Origin of the sequence: Streptomyces cylindrosporus (genome assembly GCF_022698165.1) — a bacterium.
GTDB classification, from domain to species: Bacteria; Actinomycetota; Actinomycetes; order Streptomycetales; family Streptomycetaceae; genus Streptomyces; species Streptomyces cylindrosporus.
Genome location: NZ_JALDAY010000015.1, coordinates 222,355 through 238,169, shown reverse-complemented (window position 1 = coordinate 238,169; position 15,815 = coordinate 222,355). Strand labels below are relative to the sequence as shown.

Annotated in this window: 27 protein-coding genes; 3 read left to right on the top strand and 24 right to left on the bottom strand. The window is 70.2% G+C overall.

Features of this window, described 5'->3' with window-relative positions:
- Positions 1–9: 9 nt before the first annotated feature.
- The 3 genes from MQP27_RS41705 (at position 10) to MQP27_RS41695 (ending at position 1,386) form a co-directional block, all read left to right on the top strand.
- The gene (locus tag MQP27_RS41705; RefSeq protein WP_242775440.1) at positions 10–234 is read left to right on the top strand and encodes a hypothetical protein; all 225 of its coding nucleotides are present in this window, start codon (positions 10–12) and stop codon (positions 232–234) included.
- A gap of 78 nt (positions 235–312) precedes the next feature.
- Entirely contained in the window at positions 313–549 is a 237-nt protein-coding gene (locus MQP27_RS41700; RefSeq protein WP_242775439.1) for a hypothetical protein, read from the top strand.
- A gap of 69 nt (positions 550–618) precedes the next feature.
- Positions 619–1,386 (top strand): hypothetical protein, encoded by a 768-nt coding sequence (locus tag MQP27_RS41695; protein WP_242775438.1) that lies wholly within the window; start codon positions 619–621, stop codon positions 1,384–1,386.
- 465 nt (positions 1,387–1,851) lie between these two features.
- Here MQP27_RS41695 and MQP27_RS41690 read toward each other — a convergent pair whose 3' ends face one another.
- The 24 genes from MQP27_RS41690 to MQP27_RS41580 all read right to left on the bottom strand — a co-directional run bounded on the left by MQP27_RS41690 (position 1,852) and on the right by MQP27_RS41580 (position 15,781).
- A complete protein-coding gene (locus MQP27_RS41690) occupies positions 1,852–3,516 on the bottom strand; it encodes a TROVE domain-containing protein (RefSeq protein ID WP_242775437.1) in 1,665 nt (554 codons plus the stop codon).
- Between the two features lie 1,191 nt (positions 3,517–4,707).
- Positions 4,708–4,851 carry a hypothetical protein gene (locus MQP27_RS41685; RefSeq protein WP_242775435.1) on the bottom strand — a complete coding sequence of 48 codons (144 nt, stop codon included), beginning with the start codon at positions 4,849–4,851 and terminating at the stop codon, positions 4,708–4,710.
- 105 nt (positions 4,852–4,956) lie between these two features.
- Positions 4,957–5,196: a hypothetical protein gene (locus MQP27_RS41680; protein ID WP_242775433.1), complete on the bottom strand. Its 240-nt coding sequence runs from the start codon at positions 5,194–5,196 to the stop codon at positions 4,957–4,959.
- An 88-nt stretch (positions 5,197–5,284) separates the two neighbouring features.
- Complete coding sequence (locus MQP27_RS41675; protein WP_242775431.1) at positions 5,285–5,461, bottom strand: hypothetical protein; 177 nt, start codon at positions 5,459–5,461, stop codon at positions 5,285–5,287.
- A gap of 69 nt (positions 5,462–5,530) precedes the next feature.
- Positions 5,531–5,749: a hypothetical protein gene (locus MQP27_RS41670; protein ID WP_242775430.1), complete on the bottom strand. Its 219-nt coding sequence runs from the start codon at positions 5,747–5,749 to the stop codon at positions 5,531–5,533.
- A gap of 2 nt (positions 5,750–5,751) precedes the next feature.
- Complete coding sequence (locus tag MQP27_RS41665) at positions 5,752–5,958, bottom strand: hypothetical protein (RefSeq protein WP_242775429.1); 207 nt, start codon at positions 5,956–5,958, stop codon at positions 5,752–5,754.
- On the bottom strand, positions 5,955–7,136 hold the full coding sequence (locus MQP27_RS41660) for a hypothetical protein (RefSeq protein WP_242775428.1): 1,182 nt from the start codon (positions 7,134–7,136) through the stop codon (positions 5,955–5,957). The genes MQP27_RS41665 and MQP27_RS41660 overlap by 4 nt, the downstream gene beginning before the upstream one ends.
- 6 nt (positions 7,137–7,142) lie before the next feature.
- A complete protein-coding gene (locus tag MQP27_RS41655; protein WP_242775427.1) occupies positions 7,143–7,304 on the bottom strand; it encodes a hypothetical protein in 162 nt (53 codons plus the stop codon).
- Positions 7,301–9,007, bottom strand: a complete 1,707-nt coding sequence (locus MQP27_RS41650; RefSeq protein WP_242775426.1) for a hypothetical protein — start codon at positions 9,005–9,007, stop codon at positions 7,301–7,303. The genes MQP27_RS41655 and MQP27_RS41650 overlap by 4 nt, the downstream gene beginning before the upstream one ends.
- Positions 9,008–9,010: 3 nt before the next feature.
- The gene (locus MQP27_RS51255) at positions 9,011–9,136 is read right to left on the bottom strand and encodes a hypothetical protein (RefSeq protein ID WP_278197151.1); all 126 of its coding nucleotides are present in this window, start codon (positions 9,134–9,136) and stop codon (positions 9,011–9,013) included.
- Between the two features lie 3 nt (positions 9,137–9,139).
- Positions 9,140–9,799 (bottom strand): helix-turn-helix domain-containing protein, encoded by a 660-nt coding sequence (locus MQP27_RS41645; protein WP_242775425.1) that lies wholly within the window; start codon positions 9,797–9,799, stop codon positions 9,140–9,142.
- Positions 9,796–10,635 carry a tRNA(His) guanylyltransferase Thg1 family protein gene (locus MQP27_RS41640; protein WP_242775424.1) on the bottom strand — a complete coding sequence of 280 codons (840 nt, stop codon included), beginning with the start codon at positions 10,633–10,635 and terminating at the stop codon, positions 9,796–9,798. Before MQP27_RS41640 ends, MQP27_RS41645 begins: the two co-directional genes overlap by 4 nt.
- Positions 10,620–11,072 carry a hypothetical protein gene (locus MQP27_RS41635; RefSeq protein WP_242775423.1) on the bottom strand — a complete coding sequence of 151 codons (453 nt, stop codon included), beginning with the start codon at positions 11,070–11,072 and terminating at the stop codon, positions 10,620–10,622. Before MQP27_RS41635 ends, MQP27_RS41640 begins: the two co-directional genes overlap by 16 nt.
- Positions 11,069–11,356 carry a hypothetical protein gene (locus MQP27_RS41630; protein ID WP_242775422.1) on the bottom strand — a complete coding sequence of 96 codons (288 nt, stop codon included), beginning with the start codon at positions 11,354–11,356 and terminating at the stop codon, positions 11,069–11,071. Before MQP27_RS41630 ends, MQP27_RS41635 begins: the two co-directional genes overlap by 4 nt.
- Complete coding sequence (locus MQP27_RS41625; RefSeq protein WP_242775421.1) at positions 11,353–11,799, bottom strand: hypothetical protein; 447 nt, start codon at positions 11,797–11,799, stop codon at positions 11,353–11,355. Before MQP27_RS41625 ends, MQP27_RS41630 begins: the two co-directional genes overlap by 4 nt.
- Positions 11,796–12,044 carry a hypothetical protein gene (locus MQP27_RS41620; protein ID WP_242775420.1) on the bottom strand — a complete coding sequence of 83 codons (249 nt, stop codon included), beginning with the start codon at positions 12,042–12,044 and terminating at the stop codon, positions 11,796–11,798. Before MQP27_RS41620 ends, MQP27_RS41625 begins: the two co-directional genes overlap by 4 nt.
- On the bottom strand, positions 12,041–12,400 hold the full coding sequence (locus tag MQP27_RS41615) for a hypothetical protein (protein WP_242775419.1): 360 nt from the start codon (positions 12,398–12,400) through the stop codon (positions 12,041–12,043). Before MQP27_RS41615 ends, MQP27_RS41620 begins: the two co-directional genes overlap by 4 nt.
- Positions 12,397–13,179, bottom strand: a complete 783-nt coding sequence (locus tag MQP27_RS41610) for an RNA ligase 1 family protein (protein WP_242775418.1) — start codon at positions 13,177–13,179, stop codon at positions 12,397–12,399. Before MQP27_RS41610 ends, MQP27_RS41615 begins: the two co-directional genes overlap by 4 nt.
- A complete protein-coding gene (locus MQP27_RS41605; protein ID WP_242775417.1) occupies positions 13,179–13,508 on the bottom strand; it encodes a hypothetical protein in 330 nt (109 codons plus the stop codon). Before MQP27_RS41605 ends, MQP27_RS41610 begins: the two co-directional genes overlap by 1 nt.
- A gap of 28 nt (positions 13,509–13,536) precedes the next feature.
- Positions 13,537–14,097 carry a hypothetical protein gene (locus MQP27_RS41600; RefSeq protein ID WP_242775415.1) on the bottom strand — a complete coding sequence of 187 codons (561 nt, stop codon included), beginning with the start codon at positions 14,095–14,097 and terminating at the stop codon, positions 13,537–13,539.
- Positions 14,097–14,429 (bottom strand): hypothetical protein, encoded by a 333-nt coding sequence (locus tag MQP27_RS41595; protein WP_242775413.1) that lies wholly within the window; start codon positions 14,427–14,429, stop codon positions 14,097–14,099. The genes MQP27_RS41600 and MQP27_RS41595 overlap by 1 nt, the downstream gene beginning before the upstream one ends.
- A 64-nt stretch (positions 14,430–14,493) precedes the next feature.
- Positions 14,494–14,811 carry a hypothetical protein gene (locus MQP27_RS41590; protein ID WP_242775412.1) on the bottom strand — a complete coding sequence of 106 codons (318 nt, stop codon included), beginning with the start codon at positions 14,809–14,811 and terminating at the stop codon, positions 14,494–14,496.
- Complete coding sequence (locus MQP27_RS41585) at positions 14,808–15,305, bottom strand: helix-turn-helix transcriptional regulator (RefSeq protein ID WP_242775411.1); 498 nt, start codon at positions 15,303–15,305, stop codon at positions 14,808–14,810. The genes MQP27_RS41590 and MQP27_RS41585 overlap by 4 nt, the downstream gene beginning before the upstream one ends.
- A gap of 86 nt (positions 15,306–15,391) precedes the next feature.
- Positions 15,392–15,781: a hypothetical protein gene (locus tag MQP27_RS41580; RefSeq protein ID WP_242775410.1), complete on the bottom strand. Its 390-nt coding sequence runs from the start codon at positions 15,779–15,781 to the stop codon at positions 15,392–15,394.
- Positions 15,782–15,815 lie beyond the last annotated feature (34 nt).

Genomic DNA, 15,815 nt, shown 5'->3' with positions numbered 1-15,815 from the left:
CCTGAAGACGTGGCCGGACCGATTCGCGTGGTCGTGCACCCGCCGTCACCGACGGGCGGCCGCCGCGTGCGCGTCGACGGCGAGATCCTCGGCCTGGCGCACAACGTCGTCGACCTCGCCGAGTTCCTCCGCCGGGCCGGGCTGGAGATCGACCCGGCGGACGTGGCGGAGCTGGTGTGGATCGACTGGCGCGGGGTGGGGCCGGAGCGCTGGGGCCCGGAGCCGCGCGGCTGAGTTATCCACAGGCTCTCACGCGGCCTGCCCGTCGGCCGTACGGTGCTGCCCTGGCTGATCACGAGCACGGGGGTGCGCATGCCGTACGAAGTGGATCTGGCGTTCCGGGTGGAGGAGGCGCTGGCCGACCTTCCCGAGCGCGGTCGCCAGGAGGTGATGGAGGTGATCGCAGGCGTGCTGGTCCGTCCGGATTCGTGGCCGGCGCCTGGCGGCTGGGCCGGGGCGCTCGCGTTCGGTCCGCGGTCCTGGGTGGCGTTCACCGCGCATCTGGACGGGATCGAGGTGTACGACGCGGGGTGGGCTGGCCCCGCCTGACCAGCGACTGCCTGCCGGACAGCGGGGTGGGCGTACGGGGCTGACGTGTTGAGGCCACAATCTTCCGCTATGTCAGACACTTTCTGGACCGCTCTCGCGGCGGTCTGCAGCATTCCTGCTCTCGCCGGCGTCTTCTGGCAGGGGTACCTCACGCGCGGCACGCTCAAGGTCACGCAGCTCATGGCCGCTGACGCGATACGTACCCGGCTGGATTCCCAGGCCCCGGGCGTCACGCTCCGGCTCAGTGAGCCACCGTGGGAGCCGCTGGCGGCGACGAACCACGGCATGCCCTGCAACACCTGGCCGAACGGGCACACTTGGCACTTCCCCAGGGATCAGGAGGGCGCGAACCGGATCGTGCTGCAGCAGGTCCTGGTGCTGGAGAACCTCAGCGACCGGCGCCTCCAGGTCCGGTGCGAAGGCGATCTGGTCATGGCCGACGTCGAGAACCGGCCCACGGCCGCGGGGGTGTTCGTCCTGGAGCCGGGCGTCCGAAGCCCGGACATCTATCTCCAGCGGGACTTCACGATCAAGGCGCTGTCGGAGAACTACCTGGCGAAGCAGGACGGTCGGGAGCTGCCCCATCAGGTACGCGGCAGCGTGACGGCGGAAGACGACCGCGACAATGGGAGCACTGACCGCTGGGATCTGACGCTGACGGGCTGCCCTGTCGAGCCGGTCCCCGATCAGGACGGCCTGTGGCGGGTCGTGCCCTGGCACATCACCGAGGGCTCAGGCCTGCGGACCATGGAGTACAGCCTCCTGCCGCCCAGGCAGCGCATCCACTGGGTGTCGCGGGCGAGGGGGATCCAATTGCCCGCCCCGGACGGCACGTAGCCTCGGGCTCCGCCGCCGACGTGTCACAACAGGCTGCAGGCCCGCCACAGCCAGACGGCCGCCGAGCAGTGACCGTGGTCGACCAGGCGGCTGGCCACGGTGCCGATGCAGCGCTCGGCACGCAGTCGGCCGCGTACGTGGAGTGGGAGGCGGGGCTATAGGGCGCGCAGGGCGTGCACTGGCGGGCCCCCCCTCGGGCTTCGGCTGGAGTGCGGACGCCGAAGCCCCGCCATGGTGGCGGGGCTTCGGTTGACTCGGGGCGTGCACCTTCCCGGTACTGCCGGTGCCGTTGTCCGAGTTTTTGTTGGCGGGGCGGCAGGGTCCGCGTTCAGGCCGTGGTGCGGCAGCCTCGCCGGGTGCGGGCCCCGTAGGGCCAGACCGGCATCCCATCCCTGGACGCCCCTGATCATTTTTATGTGGGAGTCCTTCGGCGTGATCGCCTGGAAAGAGCGTACGCGGCTCAGGTCAGGCTGCGCGGTTCATCCACGGCCACGCCGTGTCCCGGCCTGCCTCGAGGAGCGGGATCGTGCGGAAGGCCGCGTCCGTGAGCCCGCCGAACGTGTGCCGCTGTCCCCGGCCGGAGGGCGCGTGTCCGGCCTCGTATCCGGCGAGGTTCCAGGTGTACAGCGGTGTCGTGGGCGGGATGGACCGGTCGACCTCGAGGTAGTCGTAGCCGGCCTGCTCGTCGGTGACGATGACGACGCGGTCGTGGCTGTGGAACTCCTTCCGGAGAGCCGCCGCGGTGTCTGTACCGCCGCCGAGGAACCAGCCGCCGTCCTTCCACCGGCCGACCGCCCGTAGCAGGGACTCGCCGCGCTGCAAGGGGAACGCCTTGGTCTTCGCGCCGGGTGCGTCGTGCATGTAGTAGCGGGCCGACGAGAACGAGATGACGTCCGCCTGCGCGCATCGCTGTCCGAGGGCGATCCCGAACAACGCTGCCGCGTCCCACCGCATGACCGTGCCGTCCTTGGAGAAGGCGTCTTCCATCGACGACGAGGTGTCCACCAGGACCAGCGTGCGGCCGCCAACCCTCGGGATGTTCGCCAGCGACGCGGTGAGCGCCTTCTCCAGCGCGTGGCCCCAGCGCAGCGACGGCGCCGCGCGGTACGCGGAGTGGAACCGGATCGGCAGCTGCCGCGATCGGGCAATCTGCTCTGGATCTGCGAGCGTCCGCGCCACGGTCTCGGCGACGTCGTCCGAGACGCCGGCCTCGTCGAAGTTCCGCAAGTTCCGCAGCAGGGCCATGTAGCCCATGGACGGGATGATTGCCTCCCACGCTTCCTTGTCCATCGGGCCCTGAAGCCAGCCTGCCAGCGCCTCCCACGTCATCCCTGCCTTGGCGAGGCAATCCGTGTCCTCGGAGAGGAGGCTGCGGCGCACGTCGGCCGGCGCCTTCATCATGTGGGCGCGGTGGCGCGCCATCGCCAGGCTCTCGGGGATCTCCTCGTCGCGGCCGTGGCGGCGGTCGAGGGCGTGCTTGAACAGGTCGCCCTGCCACGGCTTGTCCACCGCCGGGGCTGCATGGACCAGCTCGAGGACGTCGCCGAAGCGGTAGCCCTTGCTGTCGGTGTCGTACTTCAGCAGGGACCGCTCCGTGTACAGGCGCTGCACGGCGTCGGCGATGCCCCGCTTCACCGGCTTCGGTAGACGCCGGCCGTACTTCGACGTCCAGTAGCCGAGGAGCTCGCCCGGCTCGTCCGCGCGCTGGAGGACGGAGTTGATGACGCGTCGGTTCCAGCCGCTGTCCTGCTGCTCGATGGTCATCTGGTCGCCGAGGCCGCTGTCTCCGGCGTCGGCGTCGAGGCGGGCCTTGGTGAACTCGGCCGCGCCGACGAGCGCGGCCGACCGCAGGTTGCCTTCCCCGCGCAGCCAGCCGAGGAGGCCGGCGGTCCAGGCGGGGTCCTCGACGGCCAGCTGGTGGATGAGGCGCTCGTAGCGGTCGTCGCGGGCCTTGCCGTCCTCGTAGAAGGTGTCGGTGGCGACCATGTTCGAGACGGCGAGGAGGTAGAGCTCGGAGCGTGCGTCGCGGAGATGGCCGGTGCCGCCCTCGTGGGTCCGGGTCGTCTGGCCGGTCGTGGTGACCGGGGAGGTGGCGGCCGGGCGGGCGGTGCGGGTGTTGAAGCGCGACATGTAGAAGCCCCTCGCTGTGGAGGGGAAGCGCAAGCGGTCGGGGCGCCCGAGGTCAAGGTCGGCGGATGGGACAAGGCGCTCTGGGCCGCTGAGCTACCGAGCCTCGGACCTTGCGGTCGTCAACGGCAACGGGCGGGATTCGAACCCGCGACCACCCCATTAACAGTGGAAGTACCACCTGCCTGCGCACCGGGCGCCCCCGATGCTTGAGCCTCCCGAGATCAAGGACGGCTGCGGCGGTTCCATGCAATGAAGTAGCCGCGGCCTGCGCACCGGGAGGTGCAGAAGTCTGAAGTTGTTGCCCAGAGATCAAGGTCGGCGACGGACACGTACGCGCTCTGCCAAACTGAGCCACCGGCCAAACGATGTTGTCCGGGCGGGATTTGAACCCGCGACCTCGTCATCCCAAATGAAGTAACCGTTGCCTGCGCACCTGGGCGGAGCTCACCGTAGCGGAGCGATTACGTCTCGTACAACGCAAATTGCCCCTGCTGGCCCAAAGCGGGCGCGGGCGGTCGGGCGGCTCTGGAAACCGGAACGCCCCTCGCGGGGAGGGGCGTTCGGTACGCGGGCCCCGTGGGCCTTCGCCGACTGGAGTGTGACCTCCCGGTTGGGCGTGCGCGTCCTGCCGTCACGCGGAGTCTGTGACCCTTGACCTCAAGGTTCGGGCGTCGCGTGCCGCCCTCGGTCGTTCCCGCCACCGGCGGCGAGGACTTCCTACACGGGCCCCAAGAGACCTTGACCGCGTCCGGCACTGGCGTACGTGTCTTGCCGTGGGCCTACTGTCGACCATGCGCGCCACCGTCGAGGGCAGCAACACCGACGCCCGTCTGGATTACTCGGTCGGGCGTGTGAGGTCTGGGCAGCAGGTGGCGCGCCAGCCCGCGGGGACCTCGAGGCGGATCTGCGTGCCAGCGGTGTACGGGCGGAGGCAGGCAGCGCAGGTCCCGGGGCGCGGTGCGGTGAACCAAGGGCGGGTGCGCGCGGTGCTCCTGGTCGTCGAGTTGGCTGGCGCCCGGCGCGATCGCCGGTTGGTCAGGGCCGACGGTGCTGGGCGGCAGTGCGCGCACATGGACGGCTCGAGGTCGGTGAAGTCGCAGCGGCTCATCGCCGCGTCGGCGCAGGCCCGTAGGGGCTCGCCCAAGCGGGCCGGGGCGGCCGGGTGAGTACGGGCTGGAGTACCCGGGCCTGTCAGGCGACGCGGCGGAGGGCATCGAGGACGCGGAGAGCCGCTGCACAGAGCTGGTCCCTGAGTCTGCGGAGGTAGTCGAGAGCGCGCTGGAGCATGTGCCCGGCGGCGCGGGCCTGTTCGGGCGTAAGCCGGGTGATGCGCACGGGTCGTTCCCTTCCTGATCTGCGTGCCCTGGGTGGCGCCGGTCGCGTGAGGGGCCGACGCCAGGTACAACGACGCCCCGTCTTGTCCGTCGTTGCGGGACTCCGCTATTCAGCCCGCATGGCGATGGTGAACAGGAGCTCGCGAGCGTCCAGCCAGTCGGGGGTGGGCACCTCGTGCCCGTTCACGCAGGTGAGGGTGACGGGCACCGTTTCGTCACCGAGGTCGCCTCGGATGGTGTGGGCGGGGGTGGCGCCGCACGTCGAGCAGCGCAGCGTCCAGGCGGGGTTGTCCTCGTCGGGGCCCGAGGTGATGCGGCCGTGGAGGCTGATCTCGACGGTGGCCATGGGGGCATCCTGGGCGCGGGTAGGGCGCATGGCGACGCCCCGCCTCCGCCGTCGTCGTGACGGGGTGACGGGGCGTCTGTCTGCGTCGTCAGCCGTGCTGCTGGTTCGGGTAAGTCAGCCAGGCATACGCCTCGGCGAGGTTCTTCAGCCCCTCGGTCTGCGCTGCTGCCCCTGCGTTCTTACGCAGGTCGGCGACGGCTTCGGTGATGGCGTCGTAGAGGACTGCCTTCACTGCGGCGCTGGGAGAAGGGGTCTGGTCGGACATGGTGCTCCTTGGTCGGGTCGTGCTGGTGGTACACGCGGGGACGCATGGGACAACGCGGGCGGTTCCCGATCAGTCCCACGTGATCCCGTTGTTCGCGAACGCCCGGACCACGCCCGGGTCGTCTAGGAACAGCTGAAGTGAGTCCAGCTCCGTGTCCCAGTCCTCCTCTTGGAGGTTTGCGATCATCGGGGTGAGGGTCTTCTCCTTCAGTTCGTCGCTCGCGCCGGCCTCTTGCAGGGCACGGGCCACGGGGTCGATGAACTTGCTGCCTGCGCTGCCCCATCCCATGGTCAGGCCTCGTTCGTGGTGTCGGTGGTGGGCTGCTCGGTGCCGTCGAGGGCGGTACGCAAGTCGCCGAGCATGCGGTGCGCTTCGGAGTGCGGGAGCGCCTTCCTGGCCCACTCCTGTTCGACGCTGCGTACGAGTTGGATGGTGGTGCCGCGGGCGGCGTAGGCGTCGAGGAGAGCATCGACGGCAGCCGGCGAGTTGGGGGTCACGTGCTTGCCCCTCCTTCGGGGGTTGTGGGGTTGAGGGCGGTGCGCCAGCGGGTCATGTCGTCGGGGTGGATCGGGTGTTCGGCGATGTGGCCGACGGTCTCGCCGTTGACGCGGCGCAGCGTGGTGAACGCGTCGAGGACCTCGCGGAGGGCGGTGGCGAGCTGGTCTCGCTCGCCCTCGAGGGCGGTGACTTTGGCGGCGTGGCGTTCGTCGGTGCAGACGAGGGGTGTGCCGGCGGTGATGCGTTCGCCGTGGAGGAGTTGGTCGGCGGCCTCGGGGGTGGGGCATTCGAGACGTGAGCAGGTGATGTGGCCACCGTCGCCAACGAACAGAGATCGCCAGCGGCAGGCCGGGCAGCGGCCCTGCACGTCGGCGACGTGCTGTGGTCCGTCTGGGGCGAGGTCGGTGAGGTCTTTCGCGAGGTCGGCGGCGAGGGAGGGGTGGACGATGAGGCGGCGGGCGCGTTGGTGGTCCGGGTCGCCGAAGGCGTAGCCGGTGAAGTCGATGACGTGCGGAATGGTGTGGGGATGGCCGGGGTGGGCGTCGGCGAGCACCGCGGTGTATCCGTTGGGGACGAAGGTGTCCATGGCCGCCGCTTGAGCGGCACCGGGGCCTTGTCCCGGGGGCGTGGTATAGCCGATGGGGCATTCGGGGTGGGGGTGGACCTCCTCGCCTTGCTCTTCGTAGCACCAGCCGCAGTCGAGGAGCCGCGGTACGGCGGTCTGGTCTCGTACGAGGTTGGTGATGGTGGTGAGGGCGTGGGCCCAGCTCTCGAAGCGGACCGCGCGGTCATCGAGATACACCGTGGCGGGGAGCTTGCGGTTGGTCACGAGGAGCTGGCCGCGCAGGTTCCAGAAGAGGAGCTCGCCGGAGCCTTGGCAGTCGTCGCACTGCCGCGCGGGCTGGGTTGGCCGGTCGTCGAGGTCGACGGCCTGGTCGCCGCTGGCGCCGAGGCAGGTGCCGCATCGTTCGTCGATGGTGACGTTGAAGCCGTGCTGCTCGAGCCAGGGCATGATCTGCTCAGGTTCGCGGGTGGTGTGGATGAACACCGCGTCCAGCTGCAGGAGTTGGTGCAGTCCGTCGATGGCTCCGGGGAGGGGCGGGTCGTAGATGGTGCCGTCGTGCCAGCCCTTGCTGTAGGCGTGGATGACGCCGTCGAAGTCGATAGCGAGGGTCATGCTTGGTCACTGCTCCTTGGTTGCCGAATCGCCGATGCAGATCCGGCTCGGGGACTGCGACGCCTTTCGGACGAGGCGCCGCAGCACGGTCTGGATCGCCCGCCGCGTGGATTCGCTGACACGACGGCGGGCTTCCTCCAGGTCCTGATCGAGCGCGGCGCCGCTCACCGGGTGGGTTCCTTCGGGTGCAGGAAAGTGCGCCAGCGTTCGACGGTGTTCAGGCGGATCCAGCCGGAGGAGAGGCACGACTCCCCGGGGTGCCCCTTGTGAACGAAGTGGCGCAGCACCTCCTCGAGCACAGCGCGGGTCTCGGCGAGTTGGGCCTCGGAGTCTCGGAGCAGGCTGCCGAGGATCTTGCCGTGTGGGAGGACGACGGCAAGCACGGCGTCCGCCCGCTTCCCGTACCGCTCCTTGACGTCCTGTTCGAGGGCGCGGAAACCCCGGCCCTCGGGGTGATCGGCTGCGTACAGGGCTTCGGCGATGTGCCGGCGCAGTACAGACTTGTCGGTCGTCAGGGCTTCTTCGGCCATCCTCCGTTTCCCGGCCCGGACCACCTCGGCGAGCGCGGCCTGTCCCTCCTTGGTGAGCTCGCCGCCGCCGCGGACGCGGATGGTCTCGCCGCCGACCTCGACCGGGCGGCACGCGTCCGGTGCAGGCTGATCTTCACCCGCCGAGTCCGCCTCGTTGACCTGCGGCTCGGCCGCGAGGTGGACGAGAGCCGTGCCCTGCGGCCGTGAATCGTCCGCCTCGTCCTCATCGCGGAGGCGGGACGGGGCGGCGGCTTCGAGGACGGCGTTCGCCACGAGCCACACCTGAGCGGTGCGGGCGGCCTTCGTGGTCGGGAGGCGGTCGCCGAGGCTCTCAAGGTAGGTGCTCACAGCCTTGTAAGCGCGCTGGCGTGGGGTGCGCTCGGCTGTGTCGGGCAGCTGGCCGGGGCGGCGAGCGGGGCCGTCGGTGGTGGGCGGGAAGAGCTGGCCGTAGGCCTGGTCGGCAGCGGCGATCTCCTTGTCCAGTTCGGCCATGTGGTCCCGACCGCAGTCCCCGCACTCGTTGGCCTTCACGCGCTCGTTCTCGCGGTGTTCGAGGGCAGTAGCGACGATCCGGCGTTCGGCACCGATGAGGTCTTTCTGCACGCTGATGACCTGATGGGCCTCGGCGAGGAGACGGTCGTATTGGTTGGCGCGGTTGAGGGTGGCGATGCGGTCGGCCTCGTTGACGGCGAGTTCATCGTGGTAGCGGTCCCGGTCGGCCTCGGCGGTCGCAGCGCGGTCGCTGACGGCCCGGCACCAGTCCCCGAGACGCTGTACCTCGCTGCGGAGCCGGTCCATCTCGGGGTCGCGTACGGCGAGGACGGCGTCGCGTACGCGATGGACGCCAGGGGTGCCACCGCAGTCGATGGTGAGGCCGATGGCGCATTCGACAGCGGCCACGTACTCGTGTTGCTCAGCTTCGACGGCCGGGGCAGCGGGCTGTTGTTCCCCATGTCCGGTCTCGGCCTGTTCCGTCCTGCCCTCTGCGGCGGCGGCCTGACGTACGGCCTCGTCGACCACGGCGCGGGTGATGCGGGTGCCGGCAGGGAGGTTGGCAGTGCGGAGGGCCGTCATCTCTTCGTCGGTGAGCGCGCGACCCGTGAACGGTGTGGGCCACTCGTCCGGGTTTGCCATGAAGGCGTGGGCCCAGTCCTGAGTGAAGCCGCAGCCCTCGTCGTACGGGTCGGAGCAGTGCCAGCCGTCTTCGCGGGCTACGAGGACGGGCGAGCCTGGCGTGTGTTCGCCACCGCAGGTGAACGGGTGCATGCCGCCCCGCTCCTGGAATGCGTTGAGGGCGTCGACCTGCTCTGACGTCCACGGGGCGCGGATCGTGTCGGCCATGGATCAGCCCTTCTTCCGCTTGGCCATGAAGCGGTTGACGGCGTCGCAGTACTTGTTGAAGGGGATGACGAGCCACGGAAGGGCGAGGAACAGCGCGACGGACGCGCCGAGGAGTACGAGGAAGTGCACGGGCTACTTCTCCTGAGGGGCGCGGCGGAGGGCTTGGTGGAGTTCGATCAGTCGGGCGTCCCACCAGCGGGACACGGACGTACCGAGGGGAGGCGGTCCGGCTTGCGTCCAACGGCGGTTCAGCTCGAGGACGCGCTTGAGGGCGGCGGCTTCGTCGCCGGGGCGGATGGCGGACGCCAGCGCTGCAGCCAGCTGGGCCCGCTCATCGGGAGTGACCGCGGCGGGCACCTCGAGCACGCCGTCGCCGAAGGGCAGTGCCCAGGTACCGTCGCCGCGCCGTACCCAGGCGTCAGCCGTGGCTTGTACGGGTTCACCGATGGCCGGCCTGCTGTCCGCGGGAGTGTCCTCCCTGGCAGCTGGGTTGACCTGCTGGTTCCTGATTGTGGTCATGGTTTCTGTCCGCCCGTGTGTCCGGGCGGGGTGTCCGTCGGCCGGGTGGGCGTTGATGGCGAGCGTGAGCGTGAGGCCGCACAGCCGGAGGAACTGCTGGGCGCGCCGGAGGCTCATCGGGGCGAGACCGGTGAGGAGTTGGCTGACGTGTTTCTCGCTCAGGCCGAGTTCCTTGGCGGCCGCGGCCTGGGTGATGCGCGAGGTGGTGAGCGCGATGTGCACCTCGGTGCGGAGCTGGTCCTCGAGGCCGTCGAGCGGTCGGCTGGTGGTCACGGGGCGGGGACTCCTTCCGGACGTGGTGCCGAGGTGGTGTCGAGCGGGGCTGCCTGGAGGGTGGGGAGTTGCGGGATCGTCTGGCTGAGCCAGCTGCCGGGTTCGGTCGTGAAGCGCGGGGCCGGGCTGGTCTCCCACCAGGAGCGCAGGGCCATCGTCGCGTTGCGCTGCTGGGTGCGCTTGTCCGTGTAAGTGACCAGCCGTTGACCGGACTTGCGGACCGTGATCCGTCCTCTCTTGGCTCCGTCGGGGTAGTCGTTCCAGTTCACGCCGGCCTCGGACCACAGCAGCTCCTGCATGCCACCGGCGGAGACGCCTTGGAGCCGTTTGTGGGAGAAGTGGGCCTGGGCGGCCATGGCGATGCTGTTGCGTACGGTGTCGCGCTGGCGCCAGATGAGGTAGTTCGCGACCTCGACGGGGTCGGAGAGGGTGAAGACGCGGGCGTCGAAGAGCGCGCGGGCGCCGGGCCTGCGCTCGTTGAGGACCGCGGTGGCGAGGGCTGCCGAGAGGCTGAGCCACTTCGCGGTGACGCCTCCGAACCACGGCTCCGTGTTCTCAACGGCGAAGTCCGTGACGAGCACGCTGATCTCGTCGGACTGGGTGTAGGCGCACACGCTGCCGGTGATCTCGCCGCAGAGGGCTTCGGCGACCGCGTCCATGTCGGCCATGAACTCGGTGTCGAAGGGCTTCTGCGCGCCACGCAGGTAGCTGTGGAACGAGCGGCCGTCGACGCGGAGCAGGGTATAGGTCCGGCGCGGGAGGACGCTGCGGTGGGCGGCCTCGTGGCGTTTCATGCGCTCGGCCAGCGCCGTGTGGCTGGTCATTCGCTGGGGCACGGTGGTGCTCCCTTCGGTTCGCGGTAGGGCTCGGCGGGCAGCGGGCGGCCGGTCTTGAGGGCCCACCAGCCCGCGCAGATCAGCTCGCCGAGCGGGATCTCCTTCTTCGCACCGTCGGGCCGGTAGTAGCCGGGCGGCTGGTAGGAGCCGGCGTAGCCGGTGGCCATGCCGTGGTGGCACCAGAACGGCGAGTCCTCCGGCAACTGGACGCCGGCGTTCTCGAGTTCCGGGCTGCCGCGGCGCAGCGCGCAGTCGCCGCACGCCCGGCGCATCACGCCGGGCGGGACCGGGGCCGGGGTGAGTTCGGACTCGTCCCAGCCGTCGACGTCGTTGGTCAGGCCGACACCGTGGCAGTGCAGACACCGGCCCTGTGTTTCGCCCATGTCTCCGTTCGTGCAGAACGGGCACAGCCAGCGGAAGATGACAAGTTCACTCACGGGACGTCCACCCTCTCGAGGCCGGCTGCTCGCAACTGGGTTTCGTGGGCGTCGCGGTACCGGGCGGCCCGGCGACGAGCCAGCTGGGCCTTCTGATCCTGTGCGGCCCCGCGGACGGCGAGGACTGCCTGTTCGGCAACGATCACGACCAGTCCGGCTGCCGCCAGGCCGAAGAAGGCGCCTGCCCCGGGGTGGTTGTGCTGCGCCTCGAGATCGGCACACCAGGCCAGCCACATGGCGCCTGCGGCGTTGAAGGCCCATCGGGCGGACGCACGCCAGGTCATGAGCTGCTCCTGGTGGGCTCGTCTGCCCAGTGGATGACGGTGTTCTCGTACTCGTCGGTGATCACGGAGATGGTGAGGAAGGCTGTGAGGCCCGTGTACGGGACGTCGGCGATGACGTGCCCGGAGGGGTACTCGACGCCGTGGATGTCGGGTTGGCCGGGACGCTGGGCGACGAATCGGCGCGCGAACCGGACCTCACCAAGGAAGGTGTGGGGGTTCTCGTTGACGGAGGCGCGGGTGATGCGGCGGATGCCGGTGACGAGTTCCTCGGTCTCCTCGGCCAGGACGTGGACCGCGCCACCGCCCCTTCCGTCGCCGCGGGCGGTGCGGAGGCTGATCGCGGGTTTGCCGTGGCGGACAGCGGGTTCGAGGTGGAGCTGGTCGCCGTCGACGTCGGTGAACCGAACGGACTCGCACCGGTCGTCGCGGTAGTCGAAGGTCACTGCCGGCCACCTCCGTTGATCGCTCGGGCCGTGGCGAGGGCGTGCGTATTCACCGGGGGTTCGTCGAAGGCCGCGGTGAGTTTGTGCAGGGCAAGGGCGCTGCCGCGGCAGTGCTCCAGCCACTCGGCCAACGGCTCACGCGCGGCCAGGAGGGCGGCCACCGCGGGCGTGGCGGTCATGGCGCCGCTGAAGGTGGCCTTTCGTAGGGTTGCGGCCGCGGCGGCGAGTTCGTCGACGGGCTTCACCGCTGTCCTCCGGCCGTGACGTGCTGGTAGTTGATGGCCCGGGCTGCGACCAGGAGGGGTTCGTCGTCCGCGATGGTGTGGCCCTCGAGGGCTTCGGCGCCCTGCTGCAGCAGTTGCAGAAGCGCGGCGCCGACGCGGGGGTTCATGGTGCAGATGTACTGCGCCAGGGTCGGCTCGTGGCTGGGGTCGGTGGTTGTGGTGGCGACGCAGTAGGGCACGCCGATGTTGCTGATGTTCTGCGGGTACGGGCGCGCCTGTTCGTTGACGATGTACCAGGGGCCTCGGCAGTCATCGAGAGCCTCGACGCGCTGCTCGAGCTTGGCTGCGGCAGCGCGGATCTCCTCGAGGGGTGTCATCGCTTCTGACCCCCGTTGATCGCCTGGGCGACGGCGATCGCGGCGTCGATGAGGGGGTGGCCCGGGGCGCCGCTGCCGAAGTCGATGTGGTCGGCGGTCGTTTCGAGGAGCTTCGCGATGGGCTCGGCGGCCGGCCCGTTCAGGGTGCGCATCCTCACGGCCGCGGTGTGTAGTTCGTCGGTCGGGCTCGGCGGGAGTGGCTCGGGGTCGGTGAAGTCGCGGGCCTTGATCTTGACCATGCGGCCGTCGGGGTGGTGCCACACGATCCCTTCGATGTGGCCGATCCGGTGCCAGCGAAGCACGCTGTCGCGGATGCCGTCGAAGGTGAGCTCGTCGACGCGGAGGGTTTCGGTGTAGGTGTGGGCGACGAGCCAGTGCCGGTCGTAACGCTCCGGGTTCCCGTTGATGTTCGGGCCGATCAGCTCGTACGTGCCCACGATCCAGGGCTCGGCGGCGTTGTGGGTGGTCTCGGCGGCGTCGAGGGCCTCGGCGTGGTACTTCGCGAACGAGGACTGGACGATGGGTTCCCAGCCGACGAGCTTGCTGGTGTTCTCGTCGTGCTGGACGGTCACGAAGCCGGGCGGGATGGTCTTTCCGGGCTTGACCTCGCGGCGGGCCCACCAGGCACCGTGTTCGTCGTACATGACGCAGGTGCCGTCGAGCTTGCGGGTCGGGCGCCCCTGACCGGCAAGGACCCACTCGCAGCCCGGGGTCACGGTCGGGAGGACGCGGCGGCGGTCTTCGGGGTCGCGTACGAACAACGTGGGGATCTTGCGCATCAGTTGGCGCCTTTCGTAGGAGGGGTGAGGGTTGCGGCCCACATGTCGGGCGGGTCGCGGTGGTACTCGATCTCGGCGACCGTGAAGCGCTGGCGCTGGCCGCCGTAGTCGATGAGAAGGTGATCGCCCTCCTCGATGCCGTCGCCCCAGCCGGAGACACGGACCTGACCGTCCTCGGCGACGTGGTGGATCACGATGTTGTGCCCCCATCCGCACCGTTCTGACGTGTAGTCGAAGGCGCGGGGCTCGCGTACCGGCTTGGGCGGTTCGGGCGCCGAGGCTCGGACGGGGTCGGGGCGGGTGGGCTTGCGGCGCAGGAAGTTCAGCACGGCGGCTCCCCGAGGCGGTCGCTGGCGGTCATCGGTTGCGGCTCCGGTGGATGTTGCGGGCCAGGAGGAAGATCTCGGCGGGGATCGGGGTCTGGGGGCGGGTGTGGCGTTCGAGGATCTGGGCGAGGAGACGGGCGTTGCCCGGACCGAAGAGGCCTGCGAGGAGCCCGGGCGGGCCGCCGACGGCGTTGTGGATGCCGTGCGCGAAGAGGTGCTCCTGGTCGGCGAGTTCGGAGCGCCAGTAGGTGTTGGTAGCCATCTCGGTGTCAGTGGCGGCCGCAAGCGTGCGCAGGTGCTGAGCAGCGTCCAGGACGAGCTCGACGGGAGCTGGTGCCTCCGCGGCGTCCTTGACGGGCGCCGGGCGGCTTGGGGTGCTGGGGCGGAGCTGGACGACGGTCTGGTCCGGGACCGGGCGGCGGTTGCCGGAGTGGCCGGGGCAGTAGGCCTTCCCGTCGGTGTGGGTGCGCCAGCCCAGGCGGCGGCCGGCCGCCTCCGCTTCTTCGACTGTGTGGGCGTCGGTGACCAGGAAGGTCGCGCAACCGCCCTCAGACCACTGCTGGTTGCAGTGGAGGTGGATGCTCGTGCTCATCAGCCCTCGGTTTCACGGAGGATGCCGGCGAGCGCGGCTTCCACCTTGTCGATCACGGGGCCGGGCTGGCCCGGGCCCGGGCGGCCTGCGACCGGTGTGAGGAAGGCCCGAGCGACGATGACTGCGTGCTCGCCCGACAGGTCGGTGGTGATCGGGGTGAGGGCGAGGCGCTCGCCTTCGGCTTCGAGCCAGGCGGTGATGGGATCGCGCATGCGCATGAGGGCGGCGAGGTGCTCGAGCATGCGCTGGTTGTTGCTGTCGACGCGGCCCCGGGCGGGGGCGTCTTTCAGGGCTTTGATCGCGGCGGCGATGTCTTCGAGTGGTTGGGCCACGGGGTGCTCCGAGGAAGTCGCGGGCGTGATGGACAGTGGGGATCCTGGGGGGGGGCGGCGCTGGTCAGGGCGGAGCGACCGGAGTGAACAGGGCCAACTGCGTGGCTGAGAGCTGCAGGTGCTTGGCAAGCCGGATGACCTGCTCGGAGAGCCACACGCCGACCAGGAGGGCGACGACGAGCTCTTTGTGGCGTTCGGCCGCCCAGAAGCGGCGCTCCAGGCCCCAGCGGTGCTGGGACTTGCCGCAGGTGCAGCACACGGCTTCCGTGCCGACGCCACCGGTCTTCGTGTCTTCGACCTCGAAGAGCACGGTCTCGACCCGCGGTCCGCACCAGCGGCATCCTCGTCCGGCCCGGGCGCGGCCGGTTCGTTCGACGATCACCGTGACATCGCCGTTCCCGAATTGGCGGGGCCCAGGAGTCCCCACTGCCAGCCGAGAGCGACCGCTCGGTAAGCGCAGGTGGTGCCGAGCCGCTCGTACAGCCGGTCCCGGTACGCGCGGGCCGATTCCCGTTTGATCCCGAGCTTGCGGGCTGTCGCGCCGGTCGACAGGCCCTGCGCCATGTACTGGAGGGTCCGCAGCTGGGAGATGGGGAGTCGTAGGTGCGGCGGCGGGGTCCGGGGCTTGATCGCGAGGTCGGGGATGTCGGCGAAGTAGCCGTGGCGGTAGGCGTAGTCGACGAGGCCGGGGAGCACGCGGTTGCTGATGGTGGCGCGTCGGGCGGCGCGTTGGACGTGGCGGCGGATGGTCCGCTCGGACATGCCCAAGTCGGCGGTGAGGGTCGCTGTGCTGCCGCCGCAGGCGTAGGCGGCGATCACGCGGACTTGAGCCGGGCTGAGGGGCGCTCCTGGGTTCGCCTCGGTGGTGCTGGTCAAATCGGTTTCCTTGGCGGTGAGATGGAGGTGCGGGGGCAGGGGCCGGTCGCTGCTGCAGTGGTCGGCCAGCCCCCCGTCGCGATGGGTCAGGGACGGCCGAGGCCGAGGGCGTCGATGACTGTGCGGGCGGTGGCCCGGTACTCCTCCTGCACGGCCGCGGCCAGGTGGGCGTACGGCAGGCTGATGCGGCCTCCGCGGTGGTCGTGGGTGGCGAGGAGGACCGCGACGTCGTCGGCCGACGGGGAGGCGGGCTTCTCGGTCTCGTAGCTGATGACGATCTCCGCAGCGGCGGGCCAGAACGCGATCGCGTTGTCCGGGAGCGGGGCGTCGGCGGGGAGTTGGTGGGCCTCGCGGTAGGAGCGGGTGGCGGATGTCCAGGCCTTGCTGATCTCGGCGTGGTTGGCGCCGTACGCCGGGTCGGCGGGGACGACGAACTCGCGCCGGGTGACCGTGAAGGCACGCTCCGTGTGCGACATGAAGAACTCCTGGGTGAGGGTGGTGAGTTGAGGA